The sequence below is a fragment of the Sphingobium lactosutens DS20 genome, from assembly GCF_000445105.1.
GTDB classification, from domain to species: domain Bacteria; phylum Pseudomonadota; class Alphaproteobacteria; order Sphingomonadales; family Sphingomonadaceae; genus Sphingobium; species Sphingobium lactosutens.
Genome location: NZ_ATDP01000101.1, coordinates 107,222 through 125,889 on the forward strand (window position 1 = coordinate 107,222; position 18,668 = coordinate 125,889).

At 65.5% G+C, this 18,668-nt stretch carries 14 protein-coding genes and 2 pseudogenes; 8 read left to right on the forward strand and 8 right to left on the reverse strand.

Annotation, left to right across the window (positions count from 1 at the left end; genetic code table 11):
• Nucleotides 1–304 precede the first annotated feature (304 nt).
• Nucleotides 305–2,689, forward strand: a complete 2,385-nt coding sequence (locus RLDS_RS46450) for a penicillin acylase family protein (protein WP_021227284.1) — start codon at nt 305–307, stop codon at nt 2,687–2,689.
• A 3-nt stretch (nt 2,690–2,692) separates the two neighbouring features.
• Here RLDS_RS46450 and dacB read toward each other — a convergent pair whose 3' ends face one another.
• The gene (gene dacB / locus RLDS_RS46455; protein ID WP_021227285.1) at nt 2,693–4,135 is read right to left on the reverse strand and encodes a D-alanyl-D-alanine carboxypeptidase/D-alanyl-D-alanine endopeptidase; all 1,443 of its coding nucleotides are present in this window, start codon (nt 4,133–4,135) and stop codon (nt 2,693–2,695) included.
• 431 nt (nt 4,136–4,566) lie between these two features.
• Here dacB and RLDS_RS57025 point away from each other — a divergent pair.
• The 3 genes and pseudogenes from RLDS_RS57025 to RLDS_RS46465 all read left to right on the forward strand — a co-directional run.
• Nucleotides 4,567–4,638 (forward strand): annotated as a pseudogene (locus RLDS_RS57025) (hypothetical protein); the annotation flags it as partial.
• Nucleotides 4,639–4,659: 21 nt separating this feature from the next.
• Nucleotides 4,660–4,845: a CopG family ribbon-helix-helix protein gene (locus RLDS_RS46460; RefSeq protein WP_236616892.1), complete on the forward strand. Its 186-nt coding sequence runs from the start codon at nt 4,660–4,662 to the stop codon at nt 4,843–4,845.
• On the forward strand, nt 4,833–5,126 hold the full coding sequence (locus RLDS_RS46465; RefSeq protein WP_021227287.1) for a type II toxin-antitoxin system RelE/ParE family toxin: 294 nt from the start codon (nt 4,833–4,835) through the stop codon (nt 5,124–5,126). The genes RLDS_RS46460 and RLDS_RS46465 overlap by 13 nt, the downstream gene beginning before the upstream one ends.
• On the opposite strand, the gene RLDS_RS46470 is transcribed toward RLDS_RS46465, so the two are convergent.
• Genes RLDS_RS46470 through RLDS_RS46485 form a run of 4 tightly spaced genes read right to left on the reverse strand, consistent with a single transcriptional unit; the run spans nt 5,117 to nt 9,290 of the window.
• The gene (locus RLDS_RS46470) at nt 5,117–6,136 is read right to left on the reverse strand and encodes a serine hydrolase domain-containing protein (protein WP_031298644.1); all 1,020 of its coding nucleotides are present in this window, start codon (nt 6,134–6,136) and stop codon (nt 5,117–5,119) included. The two genes, RLDS_RS46465 and RLDS_RS46470, sit on opposite strands and share 10 nt — an antisense overlap.
• Nucleotides 6,137–6,147: 11 nt before the next feature.
• Entirely contained in the window at nt 6,148–7,653 is a 1,506-nt protein-coding gene (locus tag RLDS_RS46475) for an MFS transporter (protein WP_021227289.1), read from the reverse strand.
• Entirely contained in the window at nt 7,650–8,384 is a 735-nt protein-coding gene (locus RLDS_RS46480; RefSeq protein ID WP_009823566.1) for a GntR family transcriptional regulator, read from the reverse strand. The genes RLDS_RS46475 and RLDS_RS46480 overlap by 4 nt, the downstream gene beginning before the upstream one ends.
• A 3-nt stretch (nt 8,385–8,387) precedes the next feature.
• Nucleotides 8,388–9,290: an N-acetylmuramic acid 6-phosphate etherase gene (locus RLDS_RS46485; protein ID WP_021227290.1), complete on the reverse strand. Its 903-nt coding sequence runs from the start codon at nt 9,288–9,290 to the stop codon at nt 8,388–8,390.
• 114 nt (nt 9,291–9,404) lie between these two features.
• Here RLDS_RS46485 and RLDS_RS46490 point away from each other — a divergent pair, with 114 nt between their 5' ends.
• Genes RLDS_RS46490 through RLDS_RS46505 form a run of 4 tightly spaced genes read left to right on the forward strand, consistent with a single transcriptional unit; the run spans nt 9,405 to nt 14,171 of the window.
• On the forward strand, nt 9,405–10,460 hold the full coding sequence (locus tag RLDS_RS46490; protein ID WP_021227291.1) for an SIS domain-containing protein: 1,056 nt from the start codon (nt 9,405–9,407) through the stop codon (nt 10,458–10,460).
• On the forward strand, nt 10,457–11,608 hold the full coding sequence (nagA, locus tag RLDS_RS46495; protein ID WP_021227292.1) for an N-acetylglucosamine-6-phosphate deacetylase: 1,152 nt from the start codon (nt 10,457–10,459) through the stop codon (nt 11,606–11,608). Before RLDS_RS46490 ends, nagA begins: the two co-directional genes overlap by 4 nt.
• The gene (dld, locus tag RLDS_RS46500) at nt 11,605–13,305 is read left to right on the forward strand and encodes a D-lactate dehydrogenase (RefSeq protein ID WP_021227293.1); all 1,701 of its coding nucleotides are present in this window, start codon (nt 11,605–11,607) and stop codon (nt 13,303–13,305) included. Before nagA ends, dld begins: the two co-directional genes overlap by 4 nt.
• Nucleotides 13,302–14,171, forward strand: coding sequence for a BadF/BadG/BcrA/BcrD ATPase family protein (locus RLDS_RS46505; RefSeq protein ID WP_021227294.1), 870 nt, complete (start codon nt 13,302–13,304; stop codon nt 14,169–14,171). The genes dld and RLDS_RS46505 overlap by 4 nt, the downstream gene beginning before the upstream one ends.
• A gap of 12 nt (nt 14,172–14,183) precedes the next feature.
• Here the strand turns inward: RLDS_RS46505 and maiA are convergent, their stop codons facing one another.
• The 3 genes and pseudogenes from maiA to RLDS_RS46520 all read right to left on the reverse strand — a co-directional run bounded on the left by maiA (nt 14,184) and on the right by RLDS_RS46520 (nt 18,574).
• Nucleotides 14,184–14,819, reverse strand: coding sequence for a maleylacetoacetate isomerase (maiA, locus tag RLDS_RS46510; RefSeq protein ID WP_021227295.1), 636 nt, complete (start codon nt 14,817–14,819; stop codon nt 14,184–14,186).
• Nucleotides 14,820–14,927: 108 nt separating this feature from the next.
• Nucleotides 14,928–15,905: an alpha/beta hydrolase gene (locus RLDS_RS46515; RefSeq protein WP_021227296.1), complete on the reverse strand. Its 978-nt coding sequence runs from the start codon at nt 15,903–15,905 to the stop codon at nt 14,928–14,930.
• A gap of 50 nt (nt 15,906–15,955) precedes the next feature.
• Nucleotides 15,956–18,574 (reverse strand): annotated as a pseudogene (locus RLDS_RS46520) (glycoside hydrolase family 3 C-terminal domain-containing protein).
• Between the last annotated feature and the right edge of the window lie 94 nt (nt 18,575–18,668).

Genomic DNA, 18,668 nt, shown 5'->3' on the forward strand with positions numbered 1-18,668 from the left:
GAGGCGCTGTCCGCCAGCTGCCGCCGAGGCGCCGCGCCCTGCCGCCGACTGGCGGTCATGACCGGTTCCATGACGTGAAGGTTACAGGCCGGTCGCGGCTGGTCAATAGTTTTGGTATTACTTTGATCGCATAAAGGTATAGCCCTGCGGAATAGAGGGTCATGGCTCCATCGATGCCACAGGCAGGATAGCTCAGGGTTATGCCTCGCAGGTGGGTTGCTATAGCTCTGGGCGACGAACCTGCGATAGGTTTCATGGGCTTCGCACTGCGAATTTCATACGGATAAGAAAAAGGGAGGCTGTATTGCTTCAGCGTCGTGCATTTCTGTTGGCCACCGCAGCCGCCCTCACCATGCCGGCTGTGTCCGCGTTGGCGCAGCCGCTGGTAAAGGGCCGGTCTACCCGCGTGCGACTGACTGGAGCGCGTGCGCCAATCGACATTGTCGAGGACGAACTGGGCGTGCCCCATGTGCGCGCCAATTCGCTGCATGATGCGTATTTCGGCCAGGGCTATCTGGTCGCGCGCGATCGGCTGTTCCAGATCGATATCGACCATCGCCGCGACATGGGGCGCATGGCCGAAGCCTTTGGCGAAGCCTTCGTCGCGGCGGACAAGGCGGCGCGCCTGTTCCACTATCGCGGCGACATCGACGCCGAACTTGCCGATTTGCCGCCGGGCGTGCTGGAATGTGCCGAAGGCTATGTCGCTGGCGTCAACGCGCGCATCGCGGAGCTGGAGGCCGATCCGGCGCAGATGCCGCTGGAATATGGCATATTGGGCATCAGCCCGATGCGGTGGGACGTGCGCGACCTTGTCCGGGCTCGCGGCATCGGCATGGGCGACGCCGACGACGAGGTGCGCCGCGCGCAGATGCAGGCGCAGGGCGTGCTGGACGCGGATCAGCTGATGGCGCCCCTGCGGCCCGCCTGGTCCTATACTGTGCCCAAAGGACTGGATTGTGCCGCCGTGAGCGAGGTGGACCTTGGCATATTGCTGCCATCGGCGCGGCCGGTGCCGTTCGACGCCATTCAGGAAGCCGCCCTTGATCCGGCTGAACGCCGGACCGATCGTTTCGCGCAGGGCAGCAATGCCTGGACTATCGCGCCGTCGCGCAGCGCCACCGGACGGCCGATCCTGGCCAATGACCCGCATCTGGGCATTGGCGGGTTCAGCCCGCGCCATATGGTGCATCTGACCGCGCCGGGCCTTGATGTGATCGGCGCCGGTGCGCCCGGCCTTCCCGGCATCATGCAGGGGCATACCGACCGTTTCGCCTTTGGCCGCACGAATTTCCATATCGACCAGACCGACCTGTTCATCTTGCGCACTGCGAAGGAAGACCCCGAGCTGTACTGGCACAAAGGGCAATGGAAGCGGTTCGAAAGCTTCGAGGATGAGATCAAGGTCAAGGATGCGCCAACGCAGCGGGTGGTGCAGCGTTACGCCCAGGGCAAGCCGATCGTGGCGCAGGATCCCGAGCGGCAGCGTGCCAGCGCCTTCGCCACCGTATCGATGCTGCCCGGCGGCAATATGCGCTTTGCCATCATCGCCATCAATCTGGCGAAGGACTGGACCAGCCTGCGACGGGCCTTCCGCATCCATACTTCGCCGACAAATTTCCATTATGCCGATATTGACGGGAATACCGGGTGGCAGACCATCGGCTATACGCCGATCCGACCCAAGCATGACGGCCTCTTCCCCGCGCCGGGCGACGGCGAATATGACTGGGCGGGCATTTTGCCGGTCGAGCAGATGCCCCATGTCCATAATCCGAAGGAAGGGTGGTTCGCCTCGGCCAACCAGATGAATATTCCGGCCGATTATCCCTATGACAAGAAGATCATCAGCTTCAACTGGAGCGATCCGTTTCGGTATGATCGCATTTCCGAAGTGCTGAACGCGCAGCCCCGGCACAGTATCGCGGACAGCATCGCGTTGCAGCATGATGTTCAGTCGCTGCCGGCCCGGTCGCTGATCGCGCTGATCCCCGCCAAACTGTCGCTTGATGCCGCCAAGGCCGCTGGGCTGCTGCGGCGATGGGATTGCGGGATCGAGGCGGATAGCGCGGCGGCGCTGCTGTATGAAATGGTGATGCCGCAATTGCTGAGCAATTTTCGCGACGCGGTGGTGCCGGAGGCGGCAAAGGCCTTCATCCCCTCGGTCAATCTCTACGAAATGCTGAGCATATTGGCCAAGCCTGACAAACGGTTGGGCACCGACCCCGTTGCGGCGCGTGACGCGCTCATCGACGGCGCGCTGGCCGAAGGGTGGAAAAAGGCGCAGGCGCAGGCGGGCGGCGACCCGGCAGCATGGCGTTGGGGCGACCTGCACCGGGTCAGGATCACCCATCCGCTGGCGTCGTCGGTGCCGGCGATCGCGGCGGCATTTCCGCCGATCGACGGCGGGCGTTCGGGCGGTGACAGCTACACGCCCATGGCGCGCGGGTTCAATGCCAAGCGTGGCTATCAGGTGTCGCACGGCGCCAGCTATCTGCTCGTCGCGGATGTGGGGGCGTGGGACAATAGCCGCTTCCTCCTTCTCCCCGGACAGTCGGCCGATCCCCGCTCGCCACGTTACCGCGATTTTTATCCGCGCTGGCTGGCAGGAGAGATGCAACCGCTCTGGTTCAGCCGGGAGGCGGTGGAGCGCCATGCGGTGGCGCGCACGCTGGTGACGCCCGGCTGATCGCTACATCGCTTCGGCAAGAGCGACGAGCGCCCGGTCGACCGCGGCGCTCGCCTGCGCGTCGGTGCCATCGGGCATGTCGTTGGCGAGGGCGGAAAAGACGAGAGTTCGACCGCTTTTCGTGATGAAATAGCCCGACAGCGCGCGCGCGGCGTTGAGCGATCCGGTCTTGGCGAACAATTTCCCCTCCAGCACGGTGCCCTTGAAACGATTTCGCAGGGTGCCGTCCTGTCCGGCGATCGGCAGCGTGTCCCGCCATGCCGCGCCCCAGGGCTGCTGTGCAATCCAGCTGAGCAACGTGACGGCTGCGCGGGGCGTGATGCGGTTATAGGAAGACATGCCCGACCCGTCGGCGAAGCTGTAGCTTGCCTTGTCGACGCCTGCCTGGACCATCAGCCGGTCGAGCGCGGCCTGGCCGTCGGCGATGGAGCCGCTGCCCTGCGCCCGCGAGACGCGGCGCAGCATCAGGTCGGCATGGAGATTCTGGCTCTGCTTGTTGATGATGCGCATGTCGTCGGCCAGCGGCAGGGCGGGCAATTGCGCGAGCAGCGGCGCTGCGGGCGGACGCGCGGCCGGTGCGGCGCGCCGGGTGGCGGGATCATCGCCCGGACTGAGCGGGCGATGGCGCGTGCGGATCGTGCCGGTGACGGTGACGCCCCGCGCAACCAGCAAGTCGCGCAGCCGCCAGGCGGCATAATGCGCCGGATCGTCGACGCTGAAATAGAGCGTGTCGGGTGCGGCGTCCTGGCCGATAGTTCCCGTCAGCCGGACCAGCCGGCTATTGGGTGCGCGGTCCGCAACGATCGCTTGTTCCTTGCCCGGCACGGTGATGATGCGATTATCGATGGCATAGTAGCCCGTCGCCTGCACCGCCGGCGGCGCGCCGATCGCGCCCGGCGTGATCGTGGCTGACAACTGATTATCGTCCAGCGTCAGCGAGGAAATGCCGGTGCCATAGCGGGACTGGATATTGTTCCAGCTCATGCCCGGACCCCAGCGTTCGTCCGGATACCAGCTGTCGTCGCCCACTACATCGCGCACGCGCCGGGTGCGGGCGGCAATGGCGTCGGCCAGCGTCGCGAGGCAATCGACCGTGCAATCCGGCGCGCTGGAGAGGCGGGCGTCGCCGCGTCCTTCCAATATGGCGTCGCCCTGATCGAGCCGCACGCCCGTGCCCTGCGCTGTGCGGTCGAGCGCGGGCAGATCGGCATAGGCGGTGGCGGTCGTGAACATCTTGGTATTGGAGGCAGGGATGAAGCGTTCGTCCGGCGCGATGGCAAGAATTGGCGCGCCATCCAGCGTGGCGACCAACAGGCCGTATCGCGTGCCTTTTGGCCCCTGCTCCAATTGCTGTTCGATGCTGGCCAACAGCGGCGGCGGCGCATTTTGGGCGGCAGCGCCAGCCAATGGCAGGGCGAGAGCGGCGAGGGAAAGGAGGAGGCGCATGAGGCCGATCCTAGACCGCAAGCAGGCCGGTTGAACAGATGCGCGCACGGCGCAAGCCATAACCTGTGGCAATGCCCTTGCCAGGGCAGATCCGGCCCGATGCGAGTCGTAAGGAGTGGCGTCGAAGTTCACAGTGTCATGGGCCTTTTTTCAGGCGCGAAGCGACCATCACGCGACCACGAGGCGACAGGAACGCGACCGCGAAGCGACACCGGAAAGATGAGGGCCGGCGCCGGGACGTTCCAGTGGATGCACAGAAATCGGGAGGGGCGCTCATTTTAAATTGTAGAACAGACAAAACCCTATTTTGGAAGAGAAATGAGGGATCGGCGCTTCGGGATCGGCTGCGGCTGTCACTTTGCCGAAATATGGACAGCGCCGCACCGGTAGGATAATCTAGCACAAGCCAATATTTGAGTGACAGCTATGCCATGGCAGCGGTGACATCCATCAAACTCGATGATGCTCTGGAAGGGCGTCTCCGGCAATTGGCGGAAGTCCGTCGACGCAGTTCGGAGTCGATCATGCGCGAAGCCATCGCGCAATATGTCGAGCGGGAGGAAAAGCGAGAGACTTTCCGACAGGATGCCATCCGCGCCTGGGAAGAGTATCGCCGGACCGGCTTGCATCTGTCTCATGAGGAAGCCGATGCCTGGTTGGGCAAGCTCGAAGCAGGAGAGGATGTCGAGCCGCCAACGTGCCACGGCTGATCTGGACACCTGCTGCGCTGGAGGATGTTCAGCGCCTCTATCACTGGCTGTTGCCCAAGGATGCAGAAGCCGCGTCGCGCGCAGTTGCGACAATCCGGGCGGAAATAGGCATATTGGCGACATCGCCGCATATAGGTCGCCCGGTAGAGAATATGGACCTCGAATATCGGGAGAGGCTGATCAAGTTCGGCGATAGTGGCTATGTCGCCCTGTATCGCGTTGATGACAGGATAGTCGCCATACTGGCGATCCGCCATCAGAGGGAAGCCGGCTACAGCTGAGTGTCCCACGTCCTAACCAGCGCATCGCCCACGGCGGGCCGCAGGGTGAAGATGCCGCTGTCGGCGTGGCGCGTCGGGTGGACGCGGTTGGTGAGAAGGGTCCAGGCCAGGCCGCGGTCGAAATCGATCCACAGGCCCGTGCCGGTAAAGCCGGTATGGCCGATGGTTTCCGCCGAGCAGGCGTCGCCGCCCGACCATCCGGGAAAGGCGCGTTCCCAGCCGCAGGTGCGGTGCCCTTCCTGTGCGGTGCGAACCTGCGCCATCATCGCAGGAGACAGGATCGACCCGTCGAGCATCGCCTGCGCGAAGCGCAGCACGCCATCGACCGTGCCGAATAGCCCGGCATGACCGGGCGCGCCGCCCAGCGCGTGAGCGTTTTCGTCATGGACTTCGCCCTTGAGCATCCGGCCGCGCCAGCTGCACGCTTCGGTGGCGACGGCGGGGCCGGGCGGCGGGCCGAAGGAGAGGCCTTCGCCCAGCGGCCAGTCCGACAGCGGCGCGCCGGTGATGCGTTCGATCGCGATGCCGAGCAGGATGAAGTTGATGTCGGAATAGACGGCCGGTCCCTGCCGCCATTCGCGCTGGAGCACGAAAGCGCGCAGGCGGGCGGGATCGTCGCCATAGGTGTAGATCGGTTCGACCGCAGGCAGGAAGGTGCGGTGGGCGAGGCAATCGCGGAAGGTGAGGCGACGCTCCGCCGCATGAGCGACATCATATTGGCGCAGGTCGGGAATGGCGTCAGTCAGCGGCCGGTCGAGGTCGAGCCGGCCCTGCTCCGCCAATGTGAGGACCATCGTCGTGGTCGCGATCACTTTCGACACCGATGCGAGGTCGAACCAATGGTCGCGGGTCAGGGCTTCGCGATCCGGCACGATCGCGGCCGACCCGGCAAAGCGAACCGCGCTGCGCCCGTCGGCGGTGACGATCCCCAGAGTTGCGCCGGGGATGCGGCCATCCGCCACGGCCCGGGCGGCGGGCGCGAAGGCGGCTTGGCAATGCTGGTCGATCATGGTCATGGACCTCAAGCCGTGCGTGCGCGAACGCGCATCACGACAGGCAGGAAGAAGATGGCGGCAAAGCTCAAAGCGCCAGACAGGATGAAGAAGCCGTCATAGCCGATCTGTTTCTGAATCGCGCCCGCCGCGCCACCGATCAGGCGGGGGAGAAGGAAGGCAAAGCCCGACAGAAACGCATATTGCGTGCCGGGATAGCGCGGGCTGACCAGCATGGAGAGGTAGACGACGAACACCGCCCCCTCCAGCCCATGGCCGAACTGATCGACGCCGGCGGCGACATAGAGGACGAAGGCGGAGGGTTCGGCATACCAGAGCCAGACGAACACCCAATTGCCGATCGCCGAGGCGCAGGCCCCGATGATGAGCGCGACCGTCATCGGCAGGCGCGCGGCGCATAGCCCGCCAAGCGCCACGCCCGCCATCGAGCAGGTCAGGGCGACGACGCCGTCGGCCATGCTGATCTGTTCCAGGCTGTAGCCCGCCGCATTCCAGAGCGGATGCGACAAAGTGAGGGTGAGTACGTCGCCCATGCGGTAGAAGGAGACGAAGGCGAGCACCGGCAGCACGGCATAGCCATAGCGCCAGAAAATCTCGACATAGGGCGCAATGAAGCCGGGCATTTTCGCCGGCGCGTCGGCGGGCAGGCGGCGGATGCGCGGCAAAGCGATGGCGAGCGCGACGAAAGGGAGTAGTGCCACAGCGAGCACGATGGGCGTGACATTGGTTTCGGCCGAAAAGCCAGCGCCCTGAGCGGCGGACAATATGCCCCAGCCGAGGATTGCGGTGGCGGCGCCGGTGCCGGTCAGGATCAGGAACGCAAAGAGGGTGCCGCCCAGCAGCGCGCTGGAGCGGCCGCGCGCGCCATCCTGTTCCGGGCGCATCGCGGCGAGGATAGGGAAGGGGAGAAAGGCGGCCGTGGCGATCACCAGATAGGCCCAGGTCCAGTCCGCCCAGGCGGCGACCAGCACCGCGCCGCTGCCCGCCGCGACCATGGCGCTGCGATAGCCCCACAGGTTAGCCGCGACGATGGGACCCTGCTGCGCCTGCGTCGGCGCCAGCTCGATGCGCCAGCCATCGGCGGCAACTTCCAGCGTGGTGGTCCAGAATGCGAGCAATATGGCGAAGAGCGCGGTGAGGGGCAGGCTCTGGTCGCTGGAGGTGAAGGCCATGGCGACCATCGAGAGGAAAATGCCGAGCTGAGACAGCATGATCCAGCCGCGCCGCCTGCCCCAGAAGCGGGAAAAGCCGGGCACGCTGTAGCGGTCAAGCAGCGGCGCCCACAGGAATTTGAAGGTCGGCAGCAATGCGATCCATGCGAAAAAGCCGATGATGACGATGTCAATGCCATGGCGGGCGAGCCGCAGCGTCAGCACCGCGTTGAACATGTAGAAGGGCAGGCCGGCGGAAAAGCCGAGGAGCAGATAGAGGCCGAGCGTGCGCATCGGCGGGCGGGGGGCATCTGCCACAGGTGACGAGGCAGGCGCGGATATGGCCGGAGAGGGGGCGCTCATCCGTCGATCTCCTTGAGTTCGGTCACGAAGTCGTAGCGGTCGCCGCGATAGACCGAGCGGGTGAATTCCACCACGCGGCCACCGGGAATGCGGGTGAGGCGTTCGATGCGCAGCACTTCGCTATTCTGCCGGACGCTGAGCAATCCCGCTTCGGTCGGGGTGGCGAGTGAGGCGCGCACCCGCTGCGTGCCCGATGTCGGGCGAAAGCCGCTGCGGCCCATGGCTTCGTAGAGAGAGTCGCCGATGGTGGACAGGTCAGGCAGGCAATCGGCGGGCACGACGGCATGTTCGATCGCGAGCGGTTCGCCGCCAGACAGGCGCACGCGGCCCAGGCGGGCGACGCGGGCCGACAGGGAGAGGGCGAGCGCGGCGGCTTCCTCCTCGGTCGGCTGGGCGTAATTTTTCATCATCCATATGACGCCGGGATCTTCGCCGCGCGATCGGGCATCATGGGTGAAGCTGGAAAGGACGGAGGCGGGCGCCTCGATCCGGCGGGCGACGAAGGTGCCTGAACCCTGTTTGCGGAATAGCACGCCTTCCTCGATCAGCTGCTCGATCGCCTTGCGCACGGTGACGCGCGAGATGCCGGCCATTTCGCTGAGGTCGCGTTCGGAGGGCAGGGCGTTGCCGGGGCTGATGCCGCCGCTGTCGATATGGTCGCGCAAATTGCGCGCCAGTTGCAGGTAGAGCGGCGTCCCGTCGTCGCTGCGCGCCACCAACTTGTCTCGCATCGCTTATGCCCCCCCTTGCGTTGCTCCGATTGCGTCGGCCAGATTGTCGCCATGCGCCGCCAGCAGGCTTTCGGCGGCCTGGCGATCAAACCCCCTGGCGATCAGTACCGCCAGCTTGATATCCTGTCCGGCCATGTCGAGCGCCTGCGCGGCGGCGGCCTGATCAACCTGCGCCAGGTCGCATATCATCGCTTCACCTCGTTTGCGCAGCTTGGCGTTGGAGATGCGCATGTTGACCATGCGGCCGCGATAGATGAGGCCCAGCCGCAGCATGATCGCGGTCGAGAGGATGTTGAGCACCGCCTTTTGCGCCGTGCCAGCCTTCATCCGTGTCGATCCGGCGATGATCTCGGTGCCGGTGTCCACGACGATGCCATGGTCAGCCGCGTCCGGAAGCGGGGTGGCGGCGTTATTGGCGATGCCGATGGTGAGCGCGCCGGCTTCACGCGCGGCGGCGATGGCGGCGCAGGTGAAGGGGGTGCGGCCGCTGGCGGCGACACCGATCACGACATCATTGGGGGCAATTTGCGCGACGGCGACGGCGGCGCGGGCGGCGGCAGCGTCATCCTCCGCGCCTTCGGCCGCCTGCGTCAGCGCGTCGAGGCCGCCCGCCATCAGGAAGAGCAGACGATCCTCCGGCCAGTTATAGGTGGGGTAGAGTTCGACGCCGTCCTGCACCGCGACGCGGCCGGAGGTTCCTGCGCCGACATAGACCAGCCGGCTCTTCTGGGCCCGATCTTGGCTGAGGCGCGCGGCGGCGGCTTCGGCGGCCTGCGCGATGGCCAGAGCCTGTGATCCTATCGCGGCGATGGCGGCCATCTGCCCTTCCAGCATCGCTTCGACCGCGAGCGTGGTCGGCCATTGGTCGATATCGACATAGCGGGGATCAATGGCTTCGGTACTCATAGAGGCTCCGGGGCGAGGGCATCGGCGTCGTCACATTGGTATTATCAGTTCACGGTATGATGCAACCAAATTAAATCCAATTGCCCTGGATCGCCTATTTGGTATGGTGGCCGCATGACCGATCATTCCGACGCAATCGGGACGTTGATGGCGCGTGAAACCGCGCAGGCGCCCGACCGCTGTGCGCAGCAACTGGCGCGCAACGCCGACCTTATGCGGGAGGCGGGCGCAAGATTGCGGAAACTGGCTCCGCCCTTTGCAGCGACGCTGGCGCGCGGCAGTTCGGGCCATGCCGCCGCCTTCGCCAAAGTGCTGCTGGAAACGCGGGCGGGCATCCCGACGCTAAGCCATGCCCCGTCGATCGGGTCGCTCTATGGCGCGACGTCCACGCATTTCCGGGACATACCCCTGATCGCTATTTCGCAGTCGGGCCGCAGTCCGGACCTGATCGCGGCGGCGCGCGATGCCAAACGGCAGGGGGCGCTGCTGATCGCGATCGTCAACGATGCCGACGCGCCATTGGCGCAGCTCGCCGACATCTGCATCCCGATCCATGCGGGGCCGGAAACCAGCGTGGCCGCGACCAAGAGCTTCATCGCGACGCTGGTGGCGCTGACGCATCTGGTGGCGGAATGGAGCGGCGATAAGGCGCTGCTCGACGCGCTGCCGGCGATTGGCCCGACCTTGAAGGATGCCTTGGCGGCCGACTGGACCGGCGCGGTGCCGTTGCTCAAGGATGCGCGGGCGATGTTGGTGCTGGGACGCGGGCTGACGCTGCCGATCGCGGGAGAGGCGGCGCTGAAACTCAAGGAAACGTCGCGCGTGCACGCCGAAGCCTTCAGCATCGCGGAGGTGGCGCATGGCCCGATGACGCTGATCGGGGAGGGCGATCCGGTGCTGGCCTTCGGGCCAGTGGATGTGGCGCGCGAAGGGTTGCGCGATCGATTGGCGGATTTTCGCGCACGCGGGGCGCATGTCATAGCGGCGGGGCTGGACGAGGATATGGCCGGCGCGACGCTGGCGCTGCCCGGCGTGGCGCCGGACCATCCCGTGCTCGCCGCCATCGCGCAGGTGCAGAGTTTCTACGGTCTGGCCAATGCGCTGGCGCTGGCGCGGGGCCTTGATCCCGACCAGCCGCCGCATCTGGCCAAGGTGACGCGGACGCTATGAGCGTTACGGCCCTTGTCGGCGCGGAAATCGTGCTGCCAGACGGCATCGCGCAGGATCATGCGCTGCTGATAGAGGGCGCGCGCATCGTCGATGTGGTTCGGAGGGACGCGCTGCCGCCTGGTTGCGGGGAGATCGAGCTGCAGGACGGGTGGTTGCTGCCCGGCTTCATCGATACGCAGGTCAATGGCGGCGGGGACGTGCTGCTCAACGCTCGTCCCGATGTCGAGGGCATCCGCGCTATCGCGGAGGCGCATCGGCGCTTTGGCACCACCGGCATGATGCCGACATTGATCAGCGATGATGCGGACGTCGTCGATGCCGCCATTGCCGCTGGCGAGGCGGCGATCGCGCAATCGGTGCCGGGCATATGGGGCGTACATGTCGAAGGGCCGCACCTGAACCCCGGCAAGAAGGGCATTCATGATGCGGCCAAGTTCGCGCCGATCGATGCCGCCGTGCTGGAACGATATACGCGACCGACGAGTGGACAGCGTATCGTGACGCTGGCGCCCGAACTTGCGCCACCCGGCGCGATCCGGGCATTGGCGAAAGCTGGTGTGATCGTCGCCGCCGGCCATAGCCTGGCAAATTATGACCAGACGGTTATGGCTTTGGACGAGGGGCTGGCCGGCTTTACCCATTTGTTCAACGCGATGACGCAGATGGGTAGCCGGGAGCCCGGCATGGTTGCCGCCGCTCTGCTGGACCGGAACAGTCATTTCGGGCTGATCGTCGATGGGCTGCATGTCCACCCAGCCGCCTTGCGCGTGGCGCTGGCGGCGCGGGGGTTGGACGGCGCGATGCTGGTGACGGACGCCATGCCGCCCGTTGGCGGCACGCAAGGGCGCTTTTCGCTGATGGGGCAGGATATTCACGTGGTCGACGGCACCTGCCGCGGCCCGGACGGCACGCTGGCCGGATCGGCGCTCAGCATGGCGCAGGCCCTTCGCAATGCGATGGACATGCTGGGCTGCTCCATGGTGGAGGCGTCCCGCATGGCGAGCGGCAATCCCGCACGCTTCCTGCGGATCGAGCGGCAGACCGGGGCCATTCTGCCCGGATTGCGCGCCGATCTGGTGCATCTGGACGCACAGCGGCGGGTGCGCCGCACCTGGATTGCCGGCGATATCAGCGAGGAAGGCGAGTGAGCGATCTGCTGCCCCGGCTGCGCGCCATTGTCAGGCATCGCCATGTCCTGACCAGCGACCGCCAGACGGCGCGCTATCGCGCGGGATACCGCACCGGGTCGGGCGCGACTTTGGCGGTGGTGCGGCCGGGCAGCCTGGTCGAGCTATGGCGGGTCGCGAAGGCCTGCGTCGCGGCGGATGTGTCGATCATCATGCAGGCGGCCAATACCGGGCTGACCGGCGGATCGACCCCCGATGGCGACGATTATCCCGGTGGCTGCGTCGTCATCAGCACGACGCGGATCGCGGCGCTGCATTTGATCGACGGTGGCCGGCAAGCCATCTGCCTTCCCGGTACGACGCTGCATGCGCTGGAACAGGCGCTGGCACCCCTGGGGCGCGAGCCGCATTCGGTGATCGGATCATCCTGTTTCGGCGCGTCGGTGGTGGGCGGCATCTGCAACAACAGCGGCGGATCGCTGGTGCAGCGTGGCCCCGCCTTCACGCAACTGAGCCTCCATGCGGTCGTGCGACCCGATGGGACGTTGGACCTCGTCAATCATCTGGGCGTGGCGCTGGGCGATGATCCCGAAACCATTTTGCGACGCCTGGATGCGGGCGATTTCGACGCGGCCAATGTCGAGGATGCGGCGGATCGCTGGGCGCATGACCATGATTATGCCGCCCATGTGCGCGCCGTCGATAGCGCCACCCCCGCGCGCTTCAATGCTGACGCCAGACGGCTGTTCGAGGCGTCGGGCAGCGCGGGCAAGGCCATCGTCTTTGCCGTTCGGGTCGACAGCTTTCCCAAGGAGGAAGGCGCGGTCACTTTTTATATCGGCACTAATGATCCGGCGCGGCTGACGCGGCTGCGTCGCACGATATTGCGTGATTTTTCCGCCCTGCCCATCGCCGGCGAATATATGCATCGCGACGCGTTCGATATTGCCGACCGCTATGGCAAGGACATGTTCGTCGCGATCGAGCGCATCGGCACCGCGCGCCTGCCCCGATTATTCGCCGCCAAGGCGTGGGTGGACGCCTTGCCCTTCGTCAGGCCGGGGGCGAGCGACCGGATGATGCAGCGGGCGGGCCGCCTTCTCCCCGATCATTTGCCGTCCGAAATGCGGCTCTTTCGCGATCGGTTCGACCATCATCTGCTGCTGAAAATGCCTGCAAGCGGGGTGAGCGAGGCGCGCGCCCTGCTGCGCGCCGATTGCACCGGGGACGAGGCCGATCATTTTGAATGCACGCCGCGGCTCGCGGCCAAGGCCTTCCTGCATCGTTTCGTCGCGGCGGGGGCGGCCGTGCGCTATCGCGCGGTGCATCGGCGAACGGTGGCCGATATCGTGGCGCTGGACATCGCGCTGCCGCGCAACGCCAGCGACTGGCAGGAAATCCTGCCGCCCGACTTGGCGGAGCAATGTGTCCACAGCCTCTATTATGGCCATTTCTTCTGCCACGTCTTTCACCAGGATTATATCGTGCGCGCCGGGGTCGATCCGCTGGCGTTCGAACATCGTATCTGGGCGCTGCTGGACGCGCGGGGCGCGGAATATCCGGCGGAACATAATGTCGGGCATCTATATCGCGCCAAGCCAGCACTGGAGCATTTCTACCGCAGTATCGATCCGCGCAACCAGTGCAATCCGGGTCTTGGCCAGACCAGCCGAGAGCGATATTGGGGCGAGCAGCAGAAGGAGGCGGCGCGTCCATGACCTATTATCTGGGAATAGACGCCGGCGGCAGCCATTGCCGCGCGCGTTTGGTGCGCAGCGATGGCGTAGTGATCGGCACTGGTCAGGGTGGCGCTGCCAATGCGCGGATCGGCCTCGACGTGCTTTACGACAGGTTGCGCGATGTATGCGATCAGGCCGTGGCGCAAGCGGGTCTTGGCACCGATGAGGTCGCGACGATCCGCGCGGGCATGGGGATAGCGGGTATATCGCGGCCCGGCGTGCGCGACGCGTTGGAAGGCTTTGCCTTTCCCTTCGCATCGGTGGCCTATGAAACCGACGCCTTCATCGCCAATCTGGGTGCACATGGCGGGCGGGATGGAGCCATCCTGATCCTGGGGACAGGCAGCATCGCGCAGGTGCGGGCGAAGGGGCGGGATTTCACCATCGGGGGCTATGGCTTTCCGATTTCGGACGAGGGCAGCGGCGCGGCTTTGGGGCTGAGCGCGATGCGCCATGCGCTGCGTGCGCTTGATGGACGGACACAGGCGACGCCGCTCAGCCGCGCCGTGACACAGCGGTTCGACCATGACACCGCGCGCGCCATTGCCTGGATGGATGCGGCCAGCCCCAAGGATTATGGCAGTTTCGCGCCGCTGGTCATGGACCATGCCGAAGCCGATGACGCGATCGCCCGGTCGATCGTCGAGGATGCGGTCCAACATATCGAGCGGTTCATCGAGACGATCTTTGAGCGGGGTGCGGAGCGGTGCGCGTTGCTGGGTGGGCTGGCGCCGCGCATGCAGCCATGGTTGCGGGCGCGGACCGTCGCGAGCCTCAGCCCGGCAGCGGGCGATGCCCTGGACGGCGCGCTGTTCCTTGCGGGTTATCGCGCCAACGGACGCTGAAGGTTCGACCCGCTATTCCGCGTCCGGCTGGCATTCGGGCGCGGCATCGGCGAAGGCTGGCAGGGCCAGGCAGGCGCGTTCGATGTCCAGCAGCCGGGGCCAGCGCAAATCGGCGCCGAAGCGGCGGGCATTGACCAGTTGCGGCACGAGGAACAGGTCCGCCAGCGTGACTTGCGACCCGAAGCAATAGGGACCGGGTTGATCCGCGATCATGGCGGCGCAGGCGTCAAACCCATCCTCGATCACGGTGGCCGCCCAGAGTTTGACTGCGGTATTGTCCAGGCCCGCGTCACGCAGGCGATCAAGGATGCGCAGATTCTGGATCGGATGAATGTCGCAGGCGATCACCTGGGCGAAGGCGCGAACCTTGGCGCGCAGGATCGGGTCTGAGGGCAGGAGCGGGGGATCGGGTTGACGCTCGTCCAGATAGTCGCAGATCGCAAGGCTCTGCGTCAGCACCGCGCCGTCGATTTCCAGCGCAGGGACCATGGCCTGCGGGTTGAGCGCGCGATAGGCCGGGGCTTTCTGCTCGCCCTTGCGCAAATGATGCGATTGCTGGCGATAGGGCAGGCCCTTGAGATTAAGGGCAATGCGCACGCGATAGCTGGCGGTCGACCGGTAATAGCCGTGGAGAAGAATGTCACTCATGCGCGCTGCGGATCATAGCTGGGTCTCCTGTCAGGCGGGGTGGCGGAACCAGCCCGACCACCCCATCCTTGTCGCAGCGTCAGCGGCGTTGTTCAACCCGCCACCATGTCAGCCCTTGGGCTTCAGCCAGCCATGCATGTCCATCCAGCGGGTGAAGGCGTCGAACCAGCCGGTGCTGGTCGTGGACTTCTGATACATGCCAAAGCCATGGCCGCCCTGCTCATAAAGATGGAATTCCACGGGCTTTCCGGCCTTTTTCCAGCTGTCGATGAGGCCAAAACCGCCATTGGCGAAGAAGGGATCGTCGGCGGCCAGCGCGACGAACATCGGCGGGGCATCGGCGGGCACGGTGACGGGAGAGAGCGGACCGTAAATGTCGCCGATGAAGGCTGGCTTTGCGTCCTGGCCCTTAAGCGCGGTTGCCAGTGTCAGCATCGCGCCGGCCGAGAAGCCGACCATGCCGATGCGTTGCGGATCCACATGCCATTCAGCCGCGCGGCTGCGGATAAGGGCGAAGGCGGCGCGGGCGTCAGCAATTTGCGGGGCGATATCCTCCATCGCGCGTTCCGGGTCCATCCGGGGCCGGCGGGCGACGCCCGAGAACATCTCGGCCATGGAGCGCTCGAAAGCGGGCATGCCGGCCGGCGTCTGGTTCAGGCGATATTTAAGGACGAAGGCTGCAACGCCCTTCGCTGCCAGTGCGCGCGCGACGTCCCAGCCCTCATTTTCCATCGACAGTGTGCGAAAGCCGCCGCCGGGCGTCACCACGACGGCCGTGCCATTGGCCTTGGCGGGATCCGGCAGGAAGGGGGTGAGCGTCGCTTCGGTCACATTGCGGGCAAAGACGCTGCCATATTGGCTGTGCCAGCTTTCCTTGTTCGTGGCGCCGGGCAACGGGCCGGTGTTGAGGGGAATGGCGTCAGGCTGCGCGGGAATCGCGATCGGCGTCATCTTGTCGTCCTGCGCCCATGCGGACGGGACGGCGATGACGGGCTGGAGCGCCACGATCCCCAGCGCGATGGCCGGCAAGGCGGCGCGCCGGAGCGGATGCCGCGACAGGCGGGAAATCCATGACGTAGATGACATATCTCACTCTCCCTTTCGATCCGGCCGATTGGCGGCCGCTTATGTCTTTCCTATTTCGGCAGCGTCAGTGCCGTGCCAATGGTGTAGCGCGCTCGCTGGCCGGGCGCCTGCGTGCCTGGCTGGCCGCCGCCGACGCTGAGCTCATAGTCGCCCGGGATCAGCATGCGATCGCCCGCCATGGTGACGAAGCTCATGTCGCGGGGCGACAGGGTGAAGGACAGCTCGCGGCTTTCGCCGGGTTTGAGCGTCAGCCGCTGGAATCCCCGAAGCGCGGTGCGGGGCGCGCCGTCAAAGGCGGGCGGGGTGATATAGAGCTGCGCGACTTCGTCACCCGGCCGCTGACCGACATTGGTGATCCGGGTCGAGACGCGCAGCCCCTTTTCCACCGCGCCATCGATGGGTTCTACGGCAAGCGGCGCATAGGCGAAGCGCGTGTAGCTGAGGCCGTGGCCGAACGGATAGACCGGCGCGCCCTTGAATTAGCGATAGGTGCGGCCTTCCATGCTGTAGTCGGTGAACGGCGGCAGATCATCGACGCTGTGATAGAAGGTCAGCGGCAGTCGGCCGCCCGGATCGGCCTTGCCCGACAGGATGTTGGCGATGGCAAGGCCGCCCGACTGGCCGGGATACCAGGCCTCCAATATGGCGGCGGCATTGTCCTTCGCCCAGCCAAGGTCGATCGCGCTGCCATTCATCGTTACCAGGATCAGCGGCTTGCCGGTCGCTTTCGCCTTTTCCAGGAACGCGCGCTGATCCGCGGGAAGGGCGAGTGTCGTGCGGTCGCCGCCTTCGAAGCCATCGACCTTGACGGGCATTTCCTCCCCTTCCAGGTCGGAGGTGAGGCCCATGACCGCAATGATGACGTCGGCATCCTGCGCGCCCGCGGCAAGATCGCGGTCGAGATCGTCGGTGACGCGCTTCCAGAAGATGGCGGGTGCGGCCGCGACGCCGCTCTGCCCCTCCAGACGGATAGGATAGCGCTCGCCCTTCGTCAGCTGCACATCGACCAGTTTCAGCGGTTCCGCCCAGCGCGAAAAGTCGGTGGCGGAAACAATCGGCTGCCCATCGCGGGAAACCTGCCCTTTCACTCCGGTCAGCGCCAGACGGTAGAGGCCGGTTTCAGGCGGGACGAGATAGCCGGTCCAGATGACCTTGTGGTCATCGGCGACCTCGCGATATTGCGATGCGCGCGACACAATGCTGTCTTCGGTGCGCACTAGGGCAGGTTTGTCCGCATAATGGTCGCCATCGACGCGGTTATAATATTCCGCGCGAATGCCCGGTCGGCCATCGGGCGTGCGAAGCGCCGTGCCGGGAACGGGATCGCCATCCGTGATGGAGGGTGAGAAGGGGATCAGTGTGACGGTCGCGTCCGGCATCGCCTGCCGTAAGCCGTCCGCTACCGAGATAGGCGGAGCGCTTCGCGTCGAGCTGTAATTGCCGCGCAGGACGCGGGTCGCGTCGGCCAGCGGCCCCGCCAGTGCGATCCGGACGCCGGTCTTCAGAGGAAGCGCGCCCTCATTTTTGAGCAGCACGAGGCTTTTGACCGCAGCGTCGAGCGCCAGCGCGCTGTGTGCCTGTGTGCCGATCGCCGACACGGGCGTGCTGTTGGGTTTGCGGGCGGCAAGGCCCGGCAGGTCGCCATTGCGCAGGCGGGCGGAGAACAGGCGGACCAGCGCGCTGTCTATGTCGCCGATGCTGATATGGTTGGCCGCCAGCGCGTCCTTGTAGCGATCACCTAGCCCCGCCTGACCCGACAAAGTGGCATTGTTGCATTCGCTGTCGACGCCGCGCCGCAGCGCGACGGATACGCCCGTCGCGGGGCTGGGCGCATATTTGTGATGGGCATAGATATCCACCACGGCATCGCAGTCGGACACGACATAGCCCTTAAAACCCCAGGCATCGCGCAGATAGTCGGTAAGGAGCATCGTGCTGCCACAGGCCGGTTCGCCATCGACGCGATTATAGGCGCACATGATCGAACCGGCCTTGGCTTCGACGATGGCAGCGCGAAAGGCCGGTAGATAGGTGTCTTCCAGATCGCGCTTGGTCGCGAAAATATTGTCGGTGTGGCGGCTTGGTTCCGGCCCTGAATGAACCGCGAAATGTTTGGGCGTGGCGACGACGTTGGGCAGATCGGGATTGTCGCCCTGTATCCCCTGGATGAAGGCAACGCCCAAGCGCGCGGTCAGATAGGGATCTTCGCCATAGGTTTCCTGGCCGCGCCCCCAACGCGGATCGCGAAAGATGTTGATATTGGGCGACCAGGTGTCGAGACCGGTGCCGATGCGACCCAAATGACCGGTCTGGCGCCCCAGCGTATGCAGCGCCTGCACTTCGGTGCTGATGACGGATGCAACCGCATGGACCAGGGGCGCATCGAAGGTGGCGGCAAGGCCGATCGGTTCGGGGAAATTGGTGGTCGGCACCGGGCCGATCGCACCATGGAGCGATTCCGTCCACCAATTATAGGTCGGTATGCCAAGGCGCGGAATGGCGGGCGCGGTGTTGAGCAGCTGCTCGGTTTTTTCCTGAAGGGTGAGTTGGCGGACGATGGCGCGGGCCTTGTCGTCGGCTTGCGCCCAGGCATCCGTTGCAGGAGCGCTCCATGCAGTCGAGCATGGCGCGGCGGCAATGGCGATCGTGATGGCGAGCCTGCGCTTCATCCGTCCTCCCCAATCGTTCCGATGCGCGTGCGCACATCTGGATTTCCTACTTCCATGGAGCGCCTGCGCTGCCCGAGGAGTCGGTTCTGTTTTC

Coding starts and splice junctions, on each gene's coding strand:
- dacB (WP_021227285.1), bottom strand. CDS start 4,135: ATGCGCCTCCTCCTTTCCCTCGCCGCTCTCGCCCTGCCATTGGCTGGC.
- RLDS_RS46460 (WP_236616892.1), top strand. CDS start 4,660: ATGCGCGAAGCCATCGCGCAATATGTCGAGCGGGAGGAAAAGCGAGAG.
- RLDS_RS46470 (WP_031298644.1), bottom strand. CDS start 6,136: ATGATCGACCAGCATTGCCAAGCCGCCTTCGCGCCCGCCGCCCGGGCC.
- RLDS_RS46475 (WP_021227289.1), bottom strand. CDS start 7,653: ATGAGCGCCCCCTCTCCGGCCATATCCGCGCCTGCCTCGTCACCTGTG.
- RLDS_RS46480 (WP_009823566.1), bottom strand. CDS start 8,384: ATGCGAGACAAGTTGGTGGCGCGCAGCGACGACGGGACGCCGCTCTAC.
- RLDS_RS46485 (WP_021227290.1), bottom strand. CDS start 9,290: ATGAGTACCGAAGCCATTGATCCCCGCTATGTCGATATCGACCAATGG.
- RLDS_RS46490 (WP_021227291.1), top strand. CDS start 9,405: ATGACCGATCATTCCGACGCAATCGGGACGTTGATGGCGCGTGAAACC.
- nagA (WP_021227292.1), top strand. CDS start 10,457: ATGAGCGTTACGGCCCTTGTCGGCGCGGAAATCGTGCTGCCAGACGGC.
- RLDS_RS46505 (WP_021227294.1), top strand. CDS start 13,302: ATGACCTATTATCTGGGAATAGACGCCGGCGGCAGCCATTGCCGCGCG.
- maiA (WP_021227295.1), bottom strand. CDS start 14,819: ATGAGTGACATTCTTCTCCACGGCTATTACCGGTCGACCGCCAGCTAT.
- RLDS_RS46515 (WP_021227296.1), bottom strand. CDS start 15,905: ATGTCATCTACGTCATGGATTTCCCGCCTGTCGCGGCATCCGCTCCGG.